The 11,946-nt window shown below is 64.6% G+C and carries 13 protein-coding genes; 8 read left to right on the forward strand and 5 right to left on the reverse strand.

The window, feature by feature from the left end:
- Positions 1-42: 42 nt before the first annotated feature.
- Positions 43-1,287, forward strand: a complete 1,245-nt coding sequence (locus ACT4OC_RS03595) for an acyl-CoA dehydrogenase (RefSeq protein WP_444837636.1) — start codon at positions 43-45, stop codon at positions 1,285-1,287.
- 134 nt (positions 1,288-1,421) lie between these two features.
- Complete coding sequence (locus ACT4OC_RS03600; RefSeq protein WP_444837637.1) at positions 1,422-2,120, forward strand: nitroreductase; 699 nt, start codon at positions 1,422-1,424, stop codon at positions 2,118-2,120.
- 6 nt (positions 2,121-2,126) lie between these two features.
- Here ACT4OC_RS03600 and ACT4OC_RS03605 read toward each other — a convergent pair whose 3' ends face one another.
- Positions 2,127-3,128 carry a helix-turn-helix transcriptional regulator gene (locus tag ACT4OC_RS03605; protein WP_444837638.1) on the reverse strand — a complete coding sequence of 334 codons (1,002 nt, stop codon included), beginning with the start codon at positions 3,126-3,128 and terminating at the stop codon, positions 2,127-2,129.
- 88 nt (positions 3,129-3,216) lie between these two features.
- Here ACT4OC_RS03605 and ACT4OC_RS03610 point away from each other — a divergent pair, with 88 nt between their 5' ends.
- Both ACT4OC_RS03610 and ACT4OC_RS03615 read left to right on the forward strand, forming a co-directional pair.
- Positions 3,217-3,858, forward strand: coding sequence for a glutathione S-transferase family protein (locus ACT4OC_RS03610; protein WP_444837639.1), 642 nt, complete (start codon positions 3,217-3,219; stop codon positions 3,856-3,858).
- A 7-nt stretch (positions 3,859-3,865) separates the two neighbouring features.
- Entirely contained in the window at positions 3,866-4,300 is a 435-nt protein-coding gene (locus ACT4OC_RS03615) for a DUF6157 family protein (RefSeq protein ID WP_444837640.1), read from the forward strand.
- A 195-nt stretch (positions 4,301-4,495) separates the two neighbouring features.
- Here ACT4OC_RS03615 and ACT4OC_RS03620 read toward each other — a convergent pair whose 3' ends face one another.
- Both ACT4OC_RS03620 and ACT4OC_RS03625 read right to left on the reverse strand, forming a co-directional pair.
- Positions 4,496-5,278 carry an enoyl-CoA hydratase/isomerase family protein gene (locus ACT4OC_RS03620; protein ID WP_444837641.1) on the reverse strand — a complete coding sequence of 261 codons (783 nt, stop codon included), beginning with the start codon at positions 5,276-5,278 and terminating at the stop codon, positions 4,496-4,498.
- A 14-nt stretch (positions 5,279-5,292) separates the two neighbouring features.
- Entirely contained in the window at positions 5,293-6,405 is a 1,113-nt protein-coding gene (locus ACT4OC_RS03625; RefSeq protein WP_444837642.1) for a cyclic nucleotide-gated ion channel, read from the reverse strand.
- A gap of 323 nt (positions 6,406-6,728) precedes the next feature.
- Between ACT4OC_RS03625 and ACT4OC_RS03630 the strand changes: the two genes are divergently transcribed.
- The 3 genes from ACT4OC_RS03630 to ACT4OC_RS03640 all read left to right on the forward strand — a co-directional run bounded on the left by ACT4OC_RS03630 (position 6,729) and on the right by ACT4OC_RS03640 (position 9,336).
- Positions 6,729-7,385: a Crp/Fnr family transcriptional regulator gene (locus ACT4OC_RS03630; protein ID WP_444837643.1), complete on the forward strand. Its 657-nt coding sequence runs from the start codon at positions 6,729-6,731 to the stop codon at positions 7,383-7,385.
- The gene (locus tag ACT4OC_RS03635; protein ID WP_444837644.1) at positions 7,382-8,278 is read left to right on the forward strand and encodes a DUF6537 domain-containing protein; all 897 of its coding nucleotides are present in this window, start codon (positions 7,382-7,384) and stop codon (positions 8,276-8,278) included. Before ACT4OC_RS03630 ends, ACT4OC_RS03635 begins: the two co-directional genes overlap by 4 nt.
- A gap of 212 nt (positions 8,279-8,490) precedes the next feature.
- Positions 8,491-9,336: an outer membrane protein gene (locus ACT4OC_RS03640; RefSeq protein ID WP_444837645.1), complete on the forward strand. Its 846-nt coding sequence runs from the start codon at positions 8,491-8,493 to the stop codon at positions 9,334-9,336.
- A 106-nt stretch (positions 9,337-9,442) separates the two neighbouring features.
- On the opposite strand, the gene ACT4OC_RS03645 is transcribed toward ACT4OC_RS03640, so the two are convergent.
- Positions 9,443-10,867: a TAXI family TRAP transporter solute-binding subunit gene (locus ACT4OC_RS03645; RefSeq protein ID WP_444837646.1), complete on the reverse strand. Its 1,425-nt coding sequence runs from the start codon at positions 10,865-10,867 to the stop codon at positions 9,443-9,445.
- Between the two features lie 402 nt (positions 10,868-11,269).
- On the opposite strand from ACT4OC_RS03645, the gene ACT4OC_RS03650 reads away from it, so the two are divergent.
- Positions 11,270-11,617: a DUF3307 domain-containing protein gene (locus ACT4OC_RS03650; protein WP_444837649.1), complete on the forward strand. Its 348-nt coding sequence runs from the start codon at positions 11,270-11,272 to the stop codon at positions 11,615-11,617.
- On the opposite strand, the gene ACT4OC_RS03655 is transcribed toward ACT4OC_RS03650, so the two are convergent.
- Positions 11,601-11,946 (reverse strand): GNAT family N-acetyltransferase (locus tag ACT4OC_RS03655; RefSeq protein WP_444837647.1); only part of this gene is annotated, 346 nt, incomplete at its 5' end. The two genes, ACT4OC_RS03650 and ACT4OC_RS03655, sit on opposite strands and share 17 nt — an antisense overlap.

Raw genomic sequence — 11,946 nt, forward strand, 5'->3', positions numbered from 1 at the left:
CTTCGCGTGCCCCGGAATGACGATAAAGAAGGAGAGGCCGAAATGAATTTCGACGACACGCCGCAGGAAGCCGAATTCCGCACCACCGCGCGCAGCTGGATCGCCGCCAACGCACCGAAGGAGTTCGAGGCGGAGCTCTCGAAATCCTCGCTCGGCCGCATTCGCCTCGCCAAGCACGACATGGTCGAGGTCGGCAAGGCCTGGCAGAAGAAGAAGGCCGACGGCGGCTGGGCCTGCCTGCACTGGCCGAAGGAATATGGCGGCCGCGGCGCCACGCCGATCGAGCGCGTGATCTGGCAGCAGGAGGAAGGCGTCTACGGCAAGCTGACGCAGCCGTTCCAGATCGGCGAGGGCATGTGCGGCCCGACCGTGATGGCCTGGGGCAGCGAGGACTCGAAGCGCCGCTATCTGCCGAAGCTCGCCTCCGGCGAGGAAATCTGGTGCCAGCTGTTCTCCGAGCCGTCCGCCGGCTCCGACGTCGCGGGCCTGCGCACCCGCGCCGAGAAGAAGGGCGACGACTGGGTCGTCAACGGCCAGAAGATCTGGACCTCGGGCGCGCATTATTCCGACTACGGCCTTCTGATCGCGCGTACCGATCCGAATGTGCCCAAGCACAAGGGCCTCACCATGTTCTTCCTGGACATGAAGAGCCCGGGCGTCGAGGTGCGGCCGATCAAGCAGGCCAACGGCATGCAGGAATTCAACGAGGTCTACTTCACCGATGTCGTGATCCCGGACAGCCAGCGGCTCGGCAATGCCGGCGACGGCTGGAACGTGTCGCTGACCACGCTGATGAACGAGCGCATGTCGATCGGCTCGCGGCTTGCCACCGGCGTACCCGAGATGTTCGAGTTCTGCTCCAACCTGATGCTGGAAGACGGTCTTGCGATCGACGACCGCGCGGTGCGCTCGAAGCTGGCGAGCTGGGCGGTGAAGTCGAACGGGCTGAAATACACCAGCTACCGCGCCATCTCGGCGCTGTCGAAGGGCGAGCGACCGGGACCGGAGAACTCCATCGGCAAGCTGGTCTCCGGCATGATGCTGCAGGACATCGCTGCCTTCGCGATGGACCTGCAGGGCGCGGCCGGCTCGCTCGCCGGTGAGAGCGAGGAGGAGGCGGGCGGCCAGTTCCAGCAGATGCTGCTGTCCTCGCCCTCGATGCGCATCGCCGGCGGCACCGACGAGGTGCTGCGCAACATCATCGCCGAGCGCGTGCTCGGCTTGCCCGGCGATATCAGAGTCGACAAGGACGTGCCCTTCAACAAGATCCCGACCAAGGGAAGATAACTCTCGTGTCCCGGACGCGACGCGGCACGAAGTGACGCGTCGCAGAGCCGGGACCCACCTTCTCTCTGGGCCCCGGCTCTGCAGCGCACCGTTTCACGCTGCGCTGCGTCCGGGGCGCGAAATGCGAGTGATCCATGGACGCCTCCGTCAAACAACAAGATCGCATCAGCGTGCTCGAAGATCTCCTGAACGAGCGCTATTCGGTGCGCGCTTTTCTGCCACAGCCTGTGCCGCGCGATACCATCGAGCGGCTCCTCACCGCCGCACAGCGCACGGCGTCATGGTGCAACAGCCAGCCCTGGCAGGTGATCATCGCCAGCGGCGAGGCCAGGGAGCGCTTTCGCAAGGCGATCTATGCGGCCGCCGCTTCCGGTACCGAGGACGGCCACGACTTTCCGCCGCCGCGCGAATATCTCGGCGTCTATCTGGAGCGCCGCCGCGAAAGCGGCTTCCAGCTCTACAATACCCTGGGTATCGCGCGCGGCGACAGGGCGGCCTATGCGAAGCAGGCGCTGGAGAACTACAATTTCTTCGGCGCGCCGCATGTCGCAATCATCCACACCGACGAGCCGCTCGGCGTCTACGGCGCCATCGATTGCGGTGCCTATGTCGGCAATTTCCTGTTGGCCGCGCAGGCGCTCGGGCTCGGCACCATCCCGCAGGCCGCGCTGGCCCGGCACTCAAAACTGATCCGCCGCCATTTCAATCTGCCCGACGACCGCCGAATCGTCTGCGGCATCTCCTTCGGCTACGCAGATCACGCGAACCTCGTGAACAGCTACCGCACCTCGCGGGCGACCGTGGCGGACACCGTGACGTTTGTCGACGAATAGTCGGCTTCAAGCCTTTCGCGCCGTTGCACGAAGCCGGCGCGGCGGCTCATAGCGCGCAGCCATGGCCTGTGCGATCTCCGCCATCTTTCTGCGCAGCTCGGGTGGGTCCAGCACTTCCGCCTCTGACCCGAAACGCAGCAGCTCCGTGGCGGCATGCCACGCCGTCTTTCCGACCGGCAACACGGCGATGCGCCAGCCTTCGGCATCCGCGACATATTCCAGCCGCATGCGCGCTTTGACGTAAGGCACGCTCAACGCGTCGAGCAGCTTGACGCCCAATGGCGACAGCCGCACGGTGACGGCGTTGGGATGCAGTTCGGCTTCCAGCCGCAGCGTGGCGGCGCGCCAATAGGTGGCCAGGTCGAAATCGGCGGGCCGGACGAAAGGTTGCTCCAGCACGCTGCAGTCGAGAATGCGCGCCACGCGATAGGTGCGCACGCTGCCGTCGACGTGGCCGGCGAGATACCAGCTGCCGGCCTTGAGGACGAGGCCGAGCGGGCCGACGCGGCGTTGCTTTTCGGCCCGCCAGCTGCGATAGCGGACCTTGATCAGCTTGTTATTCAACAGCGCGCCGGCAATGGCGCGCAGATGCACGGGCTCCTCGCTCTCGCCGAACCAGTTCGGTGCGTCCAGGTGAAAGCGCTGCTGCATGCGGCCGGCGTTTTCGCGCAAGCTTTCCGGCAGCGCCGCCATCAGCTTGTTCCGGGCGGCCATCATGGCCACATCGAGCCCGAGAGCCGCGGCAGGGCCCGGCAGTCCCGCCATGAATAGCGCCTCGGCCTCCGGCGGCGACAAGCCGTTCAGCCGCACGCGATACCCGTCGAGCAGGCGATAGCCGCCTTCAGCGCCGCGCTCAGCGTAGACCGGGATGCCGGCGGCGGCCAGCGCATCGATGTCGCGATAGATGGTGCGCACCGAGACCTCGCAGGCCTCTGCAAGTTCCGGCGCGGTGACGCGTCCCCGCGCCTGCAGGGTGGTGAGGATGGACAACAGCCGGCTTGCGCGCATGCGTTCTTAAAGCATACCTGACACAGGATGTCAGGTATGACGATACATACAAGAGCGCCGAAAGTTGAAGGCCAAAGGAGAAGTGCCGATGACCACGTCCGACCGCATCACCCTCTATTATTCGCCGCAGACCCGGGCGACGGGCACGCGCGTGCCGCTGGAGGAACTCGGCGCGCCCTACGACCTTCAGATCCTCAACATGAAAGCGGGCGAGCAGCGACAGCCCGCGTATCTCGCGATCAATCCGCTCGGCAAGGTGCCGGCGATCCGCCATGGTGAGGCGCTGGTGACCGAGCAGGTGGCGCTCTACATCTATCTCGCCGATCTGTTTCCCCAGGCCGGCCTTACACCGGCGCTTAACGATCCGCGCCGCGGTCCGTATCTGCGCTGGATCGCCTATTATGGATCGTCGTTCGAGCCTGCGCTGATCGACAAGTTCATGAAGCACGAGCCCGCGCCGGTGACGCAATCGCCCTACTCGGATTATGAAACCATGCTCGGCGCGCTGGAGGCGCAGCTCTCGAAGGGACCGTATCTGCTGGGCGAGCGCATGACGGCTGCCGACATTCTCTGGGGCGTTGCCTTCAACTGGACCATGATGTTCGGCCTGGTGTCGAAACAGGATGTATTCGTGCGTTATGCCGAGCGCATCGCTTCGCGTCCCGCGTTCCAGCGGATCAGCGCGGATGACGATAAAATGGCCGCTCAGCACGCCGCCGCGGCAGGATAACGTTCAAATGGCAAAGCAGACGCACACGACCAACGTCTTCGATACATTCATCCGCGTGGCGGAGGATTGCCCAGCGCACGCCGGCGAGGCGCCGCCGCAGCGCGCCGGCAGTCCGACCGTTGCGCGCTTGCAATTCGAGATGATTGGGCAGGCGCCCTACAAATACACCTCAGACGATGTGGTGTTTGCGACTTCCGCGCCCGGCCGGCAGCTCGGCGCAAAGGCGAGCAAGACGGAGCGCAGCCGTGCCCGTAGCGAATTCTTCTCGAAGGGACAGGCATGCATGCGCGCGTCCGGTCTCGGCAAGCGCTTTGGCTGGGGCATCCACGCCGACGCCGAAGGGCGCATTGCGATCTACGCCGTCGACAGCGAGCGCTACCTGGCGCTGGCGCGCGATCCAAAGCTTACCCAGACCCGTGCGATGCGGACCAAACGGGCTTGAGGACCTAGGACCTCGGCGGCCGCTTCTCGGCTCTGGCCTTGATGCCCTCCCTGATCTCGGCGCCGCACCTCGCGGGCGAAGGTCGCGGACACCGTGACGTTCGTGGAGGAGTAGCGCAGTACCAGCTGCCGGACCCCCCATTCTACTTTGCATGGGGTTGTTTTCGCGATTTTGGGTCCCGACCCCGGATGCAGTTCAAAACTTCGGCGGCCGCTTCTCGGCGCGCGCCGCGATGCCTTCCTTGATCTCGGCGCCGCGCATGCTTTCGCGGTGGCGGGCGTCGGCGGCGGCTTCGTCCAGCTTGCCACGGGCGAATTCGTTGATGGCGCGCTTCATGCCGGCCATCGCGAGGGGCGCGTTGGCGGCGAGCAGGCCCGCCAGCCTGTCGACCTCCTCGTCGAGCGCCGCCGCCGGCACCATCGCGGTGAGATAGCCGATCCGCAGCATCTCGGGGGCGCCGATCTTCTGCGCCGTCAGGAACAGCATCTTGGCGTTGTCGACGCCGAGACGCGACACGTAGCGCTGGATGCCGCTCCTGTAATAGTGCAGGCCGAGCCGCGCCGCCGGCATGAACATCTCGGCGGTGTCGACGCCGATGCGGAAATCGCAGGCGAGTGCCAGGTCGGTCGATCCGCCATAGACGCCGCCATTGAGCCGGCAGATCGTCGGCATGCCGAGATCTTCCAGCCGGTTGGCAACCACCTCGAAGGCGGAGCCCGCGCTCTGCTGTTCGGTCGCGCTCACCGCACGCTCGGCGACCGAGCCGAGATCGTAGCCGGAGGAGAACGTGCGCCCCGTTCCGGTCAGCACCAGCACGCGCAGCGCCGGATCGGCCCCGACCCGGTCGAACAGTTGCAGGAGTACGCCGAGATCGTCGGCCTCCAGGCGGTTGTGATGCCTTGGCCGGTTGAGGCGGATGGTGGCGCGGGCGCCTGAAATGTCGAGCAGCGGCGCGCTGGCACCCTCGGTATCCGGCATCGGGTTTCTCCTTGTTATTTGTTTTCCAGCGCGCGCCGCCTGGCTTCGGCATCGATGGTCTGGCCGAGCTCGGGGTGGCGCGCCATCAAAAGGCGGAAGTCGACGAGGTCGAGCACCAAGAGCCGCGTCACGCCCGTCGTCGTGATGTTGGCGTTGCGCGTGGCGTTGCCGAGCAGCGCCATCTCGCCGAAGAACGCGCCTTCGCCGAGCGCCACCTTCTTGCCGCCGGGCAGGTCGACCTCCACCTCGCCGGAAGCGATGAAATACATGCAGTCGCCCTGCTGGCCCTTGCGGATGATCATGGTGTGCGGCGGCAGGTCCATGGTGCGCAGCATGTTGGTGACGTCGGCGATCGCCGCAGGGCCGAGCGCGGCGAAGAACGGAACCTTGCTGACGGACTCCCAGGTTTTCAGGAAATTGTCGCGCCGCGTCTCGGCGGCAAATCCGGTGGCGAGGATGCCGGTCCACAGCCCGAACACGCCGAGGCCCGAGATCATCACCAGCGCCGCCACCATGCGCCCGAGTAGCGTCACCGGCACCACGTCGCCATAGCCCACGGTGGCCATGGTCACCACCGCCCACCACAGCGCCGCAGGCACGCTGCCGAAGGTCTGAGGCTGCGCTTCGCGCTCGAGGAAATGCTCGGCGACGGAGGCGAGGAGCACCACCATCAGGAAGATCACCAGCACGGAAAGCAGCGGCCCGGATTCCACCACCATGACGCGGCGGAGCTGGCGCAGGCCCGGAATGCCCGGCACCAGTTTCAGCACCCAGAGCACGCCGAGCAGCCAGGCCGATTCCGGCCCGGCGCCTGCAAGCAAGGCCACCGGGATGGCCGCGGCGGCGACCAGATCGACCAATCCTCGGAAGGAAAAGGCGTAGGCCAGCGCGCGCTGCGACCGCACGGCATGGCGCAGCCGCACCGCCCATTCGAACACGAAAAACGCAAGGCACGCCCACAGCACCGCATCGACCCAGCGATGCGCGGCCTCATAGGCCGGATCGACGGTCAGGAGCACCATCATGGCAACGCCGACCGCCACGGCGATATAGGCCGGCCTCGTCATGTTGCGGCCGGCGGTGGCCGCAAGGAAAAGGGACAAGGCAGGAAACAGCGGCTTGGACATCGGCAGGCCGGGCCTCTCCCTCAAAGGAACCTGAAAGCCGCAACGTGCCTGCCTTGGCTGGTGCCGTCAACGACGGCGGGGGACGCTTTGTGCCGTGCCTTTAAGGGTTTAGTGGCAACGCAGCAAAGGCAGGGGCTGGCTCGGAGGAGGCCGGTCCGGTCGGCGGAATGGGCAGCGAAATTTTTGTTCGGGGCTTGTGAAATTCCCGACCAAACCTCTCCCATTCTCCGTATATCGATGGAGAAAGGCGCGCCGTATGATGGCGGCCGCGGCCACGCAGAAACGCTAAAATCGTTCATTTCGGAAAGACTGGTTGGCACCCCATGGATATGTCTCATCTGACACAACACGCAGGAACCGCCAGCACCATCTTTGCGTCGGTCTTCCTGGTGTCCATGACCACGATGAAGACCATGATTCCGCTCCGGGTCTTCAGCATCCTGCTCAACCTCGTCCTGATCGCGACCGCGATCCCGGCCCGCAACTACCTCGTCATCGTGGTGCAGTGCGTGGTGCTGGTGCTCAACGCCTACCGGCTGCATCAGATGCTGCAGCTGATCCGCGACGTCAGGAAATCGGTCAACAGCGACCTGTCGATGGACTGGCTGAAGCCGTTCATGACCGAGCGTCCCTACAAGGCCGGCGAGATCATCTTCTACAAGGACGAGAAGGCCGAGGACATGCTGTACATCGTCAGCGGCCGTTTCCGCCTGGTGGAATCCGGCATCGAGCTGCCGGTCGGCGCCATCGTCGGCGAGCTCGGCATGCTCTCGCCCTCGAACATGCGCACGCAGACATTGGAATGTATCGCCGACGGCCTGATCCTTTCGGTCAGCTACAGCAAGGTCGAGGAGCTCTATGTGCAGAATCCGGCCTTCGGCTTCTATTTCCTCCGTCTTTCCAGCGCGCGGCTGTTCGAGAATATCGACAAACTGGAGCAGCGGCTGGCGCAACAGACCGCGGCGGCCAAGCCCGCATGAGCGCACGCAGCATGGGTGCATTCTCCGAGGTCCGCGAGTCGCTTCGCTACCTGTTCGCCGACATCATCGGCGAGCAGGACGGCTCGACGCCGCATCTGCCCGCCGGCTTGCCGGAATCCGTGGTGGCGGTCGCCAGCGACGCGATTCATCTGCTGATCGAGTACCAGGGCACGAAGTACGCCAAGCTCTATGTCGACCGGCTCAAGCGCTTCGTCGGCAAGCGCGACGTCGACGATGCGATGCTGCTTGAGATCGCGCGCCTGATGGCGATGCGCATGAGCTACGAGGACGCGATCCGGATCGCGCAGCTGAAACTGCTGGAGCTGGAGGCCTATCTGGACACGCCGCGTGCCGACGACGTCAGGAGATTGCGGCTCGACGAGATGGTGGAGGCGCTGCCGACGGTGGTCGCCGAGCCGCTGCTCGACCTGCTCAACTGGCTCGGCTGGGTGCACAAGCGCGTCAAGATCCACTTCAGCACGGCGAGCCGGTTCGGCATCCGTCGCCTGAAGATCGAGGCTTCGCTCCGGCGCTGGCGCCGCTACTCCATCCGCTATTCCAAGGAGCGCAACTGGGTCGAACGCTGGCTGCACATGATCGACCGTGCGCTCGCCAGGCAGCCGGCGGCGGCCCGCGCCATTGTCGATACCGCCGCCATGGTGCAGGGCTATGGCGACGCCTATCGCCATGGGCTCGCCGACTGGCACGCCATCATCGACGGCCTCGCCAAGCCGACTTTCGACGGCGTGCTGAGGCTCCCCGATCTCGCCGGCGCCATTGCGGAAGCGCGTGCGGCGGCGATGCCCGATGCCCGCCAAGCGGCGCTGAAGCGCAAGATCGCGGAGATCAGGGCGCGGGGGACTGGCGCCGGTGCGGATGCGGCGGCGGAATAGTGAGGTCTCTTTCGCGGATGATCCGGGATGAGTCTTGGCGACGCAGGGCACCGCGGTCGGCTGGCTGTCGCCCCAATCGCGCCCCGTCGGAGGCGGTACAGAAATGCCTGCGAAAGCCTCGGGTTATGGCAGAAGTGCCACAGTGACTTGCAAATCGTCCTTTTACAACTCGGAATCGCCGGCAAGTCCTTGAGTCCGCCACGGAATGCGCCTTGAATCGCTCATGGAATTTTGATTGGGGCATCGCCTTTTTTGTTTGGAGGACGGCAACAATGAAGACGAAGTTGATTGGAGTCCTGACGGGAGTTCTCTCCCTTGGTGTGGCTGGCGCGGCGACCGCTGCCGACATGGCGGTCAAGGCACGTCCCGCTCCGCCGCCGCCGCCGGTCGTCTACAATTGGACGGGCTGCTACATCGGTGGCAATGTCGGCGGTGGCTGGGCTAGCACCAGTCAAGACCGCGTTGCTATCGCCAACGTTGGACCTGTTGTTCCCGCGCAGCCTTATGGCTCCAGCGAGGGCAGCGATTTCGTTGGCGGCGGCCAGATTGGTTGCGACTTCCAGTTTGGCGGCAACTGGGTGATCGGCATTCAGGGCATGTACGACTATGCGCGCATCGAGAGTTCGCATATCCTGCCGCCGTTCCCGACTTTCACGATGTTCAACACGACCAAGGATATCTGGACGGTCACCGGCCGTATCGGCTACCTGTTCGCCCCGCAGCTGCTCGGCTATGTGAAGGGCGGCGGCGCCTGGACCCGTCAGGATCACGTCCTCAACGGCGCTGGTCCGCCCGTGTTCAACTCCGAAAACGCCTTCAATGTCGACCGCAGCGGTTGGACCGTTGGCGGCGGTCTTGAATGGATGTTCGCGCCGGGTTGGTCGGTGTTCGCGGAATACAACTACATGGACTTCGGCACCAAGGACGTGACGTTTGTGACGGCGCCCGGCTCGGTCGGAAACCCGGATATTCTCCGGACCAAGCTGGAGGTCTCGACGGCCTTGGTCGGTGTGAACTACAAGTTCAATTTCGGTGGCCCGGTCGTCGCCAAGTACTGAGCGTTCTTCTCTCCGACAAACTCAAAAGCCCCGGCTCGTCCGGGGCTTTTTGCTTGACGGGTTTGTCGTGGGGAATTGCCGTCCGGGGCCTCTGGCGAGGAAGCGCTCACCCGCTGTGCGCCGTCTTCACCACCACCACATTGTCCTCGTGGGCGGGGGCAGGGGCCGGTGCCGCGTTTTGCGCGTTGCGCTGCAAGGCCTCGCGCCGCATCGCGATTTCGTCGCGAACGAACTGGTAGCCGAGCTTGAAGGTTTCGAGGCCGTCGCTGCTGATCGTGCCGTCGCGCAGTCCTATCACCACGCCGCGCAATATCTTCTCCAGCTCGTCCTGCAGGCCGTCGAGGTCGTCGATGCAGGTCGCGTCCTGCACGTCCTCGCCGAGATCCAGCAGCTGCGTGGCGAGCTCGCTGGCCTTTTCCGGCGCGACGCGCGTCACCTGGGTGTAGAACGTGGCGCAGATCGAGCCGATGATGCCGAGCGCGGCGATGGCGGCATACAGCAGATCGCTGTAACGTTCGACGAACGACTTGACGTCGTCGTTGATGTATTCGGCGGCGCCGGGATGGGCGATGATGAAGGCGTCCTTGTCGGTGGCCGCCGGCTCGATGCGGGATGCAAAACCGTTCTCCAGTGCGAGCTCCGCCTTGTTCTCGTAGACCAGGCGCGCCAGCTCGCCGATGGTCGAGGCCGGCATCCACGACTGCGCCACCAGCAGCCATTGCAGCCCCACCGTTTCGACGTCGTCCTCCGGTATCGCCGGCGAGGAGGACAGCGTTCCGGCCGCGATGCTTTCCTCCGACAGCGCCGGATACTTCCGCGTCAACAGCTTGGCCGCCTCGATCGCATTCAGCGTAAGGCCGCCGCGCCGCGCATGTTGCTCGTAGCTCTTGTCCTTCACGAGCTTCGAGGCCGGCGCGATGGTGAGGACCGCGGCGATTCCAGCCGTAAACAGCTTGTCCACGGGGGTCCCGGGAGAAACCACCTGCACCAGCGGGTTTGCCGTCGGTCCTTCGGACAGTTCGAGGATGTTGCGGATGAAGGCTGCGCCGCCCTCGCTGTCGGCGATGATGGCGATCTTCTTCTTCTTCAGCTCCGCAAGCGACTTGATCTTCTTGCCGGTGGGGCTGAACACCAGCACGACGTCGTGGTCGAGAATGGCGACGGCCCGCGCGCGCGGCGGCACCTTGGCATCGGTGCGCAGCACCGCGAGATTGGCATCGCGGCGATCGAACTGCGCCAGCGCCTTGGCATTGTCCGCATTGCTGACGATGGTCACCCTGAACCGCGAGAAATTGTTCTTCAGCACAGTGGAGAGCTTGTTCGCAAACCGTGCCTCGGGTCCGTTGGGATCGCCGACGGCGAACACCAGCGTCTCCGACTTCTTCAGCCAAATCCGTGCGCCCCAGACCGTGACGCCGGTAAGCGCCAGCGTCAGCAGGACGAACAGGAATATCTGGATGCGATTGCTCTTGATGATCTTCGTGCGCTTGCGCGGCTTTCCAGCTGGCGGGTGAGGTGCTTCGACGCTCATGGTTGCGCGACCTGGGCCGGGGCGACACTCCCACCGCTGCAGGTTGTGGGCGCCGGGGAAAACCTAACTGTCTAAAAAAGAACGACAATTTCCGCGATAGGAATGATACCTCCGGCAGCCTGGTTTGCAAATCCGGCCCACCGGTAACCTTACCGTCATCGCCCGCGGGCCTATCGCTGGAAGGTCACACTGGCGGATTTTCGGTGTGGTTACAGGTGCAATCCCCCCCGGGATTTGTCATAAATGCGCCAATCCGGAGGAGATTTCCTCCCTTTGAGAAGAAAATCGAGCTGACGGCCTGAACTTCAATATCCACTCTCCTACGTCCAGCCAATAGAGGCGTCAGCTTTGTTGCTCCCTACGATGTCTTCCACGGTCCCGGTTGGCGCGCTGGTCGGATGGATGCTGCTGCTCACCGCCAAGCACATCGTGGCGGATTTCTTCCTGCAGACCACCTGGATGGCGGTCGGCAAGGATCAGCGCACGGGGTGGGCGCTGCCGCTGCTGGCACACTGCCTCGTGCATCTTGCGGTTGCATTGCCGCTGATCCTGATCGTCGCGCCGAAATTCTGGTTCGTCGCCTTCATCGATTTCGCCATCCACATCACCATCGACCGCGCCAAGGGCTTCGTGACCTCGCATTTCGGCGTCAACCAGGAGCATCCCTGGTTCTGGTCGCTGATCGGCGTCGACCAGGCGCTGCATCACCTGACCGGCTTCGGCCTGTCGATCTTCATGGCGGCGAATTGAGGGGACCCGCCTCCCGACAATGCACGTCGAGCTCATGCGTCCCGACGCCGCGCTCGATCGTCGTCCAGCCCAGCCCTTGATAAAATCCCGCCATGTGCGCCCGCGCGCACAGATAGACGCGCTTCTCGCCAAGTGCCAAGCAGTCTTCGGTCGCGCGGTTCACCAGCGCGCCGCCAACCCCATGCCTGCGCGCATTCTCCTCCACCCAGACCGCCGCGACCCATGGCGTGAGCTGCGGCCGCTCCGCGAGGTCCGAGGCAATCACCGACGATGTGCCGAGGAATCGGCCGCCGTCGTGAGCGACCAGCGCAAACGGGATCGACGTATCC

The organism is Bradyrhizobium sp., assembly GCF_052389815.1.
Taxonomy (GTDB): Bacteria; Pseudomonadota; Alphaproteobacteria; order Rhizobiales; family Xanthobacteraceae; genus Bradyrhizobium.

What these genes read in the sequence shown, in the direction of transcription:
- ACT4OC_RS03620 (WP_444837641.1), bottom strand. Translation starts at nt 5,278, where the DNA reads ATGCCGGATACCGAGGGTGCCAGCGCGCCGCTGCTCGACATTTCAGGC.
- ACT4OC_RS03600 (WP_444837637.1), top strand. Translation starts at nt 1,422, where the DNA reads ATGGACGCCTCCGTCAAACAACAAGATCGCATCAGCGTGCTCGAAGAT.
- ACT4OC_RS03650 (WP_444837649.1), top strand. Translation starts at nt 11,270, where the DNA reads ATGCTGCTGCTCACCGCCAAGCACATCGTGGCGGATTTCTTCCTGCAG.
- ACT4OC_RS03645 (WP_444837646.1), bottom strand. Translation starts at nt 10,867, where the DNA reads ATGAGCGTCGAAGCACCTCACCCGCCAGCTGGAAAGCCGCGCAAGCGC.
- ACT4OC_RS03635 (WP_444837644.1), top strand. Translation starts at nt 7,382, where the DNA reads ATGAGCGCACGCAGCATGGGTGCATTCTCCGAGGTCCGCGAGTCGCTT.
- ACT4OC_RS03610 (WP_444837639.1), top strand. Translation starts at nt 3,217, where the DNA reads ATGACCACGTCCGACCGCATCACCCTCTATTATTCGCCGCAGACCCGG.
- ACT4OC_RS03595 (WP_444837636.1), top strand. Translation starts at nt 43, where the DNA reads ATGAATTTCGACGACACGCCGCAGGAAGCCGAATTCCGCACCACCGCG.
- ACT4OC_RS03630 (WP_444837643.1), top strand. Translation starts at nt 6,729, where the DNA reads ATGGATATGTCTCATCTGACACAACACGCAGGAACCGCCAGCACCATC.
- ACT4OC_RS03625 (WP_444837642.1), bottom strand. Translation starts at nt 6,405, where the DNA reads ATGTCCAAGCCGCTGTTTCCTGCCTTGTCCCTTTTCCTTGCGGCCACC.
- ACT4OC_RS03605 (WP_444837638.1), bottom strand. Translation starts at nt 3,128, where the DNA reads ATGCGCGCAAGCCGGCTGTTGTCCATCCTCACCACCCTGCAGGCGCGG.
- ACT4OC_RS03615 (WP_444837640.1), top strand. Translation starts at nt 3,866, where the DNA reads ATGGCAAAGCAGACGCACACGACCAACGTCTTCGATACATTCATCCGC.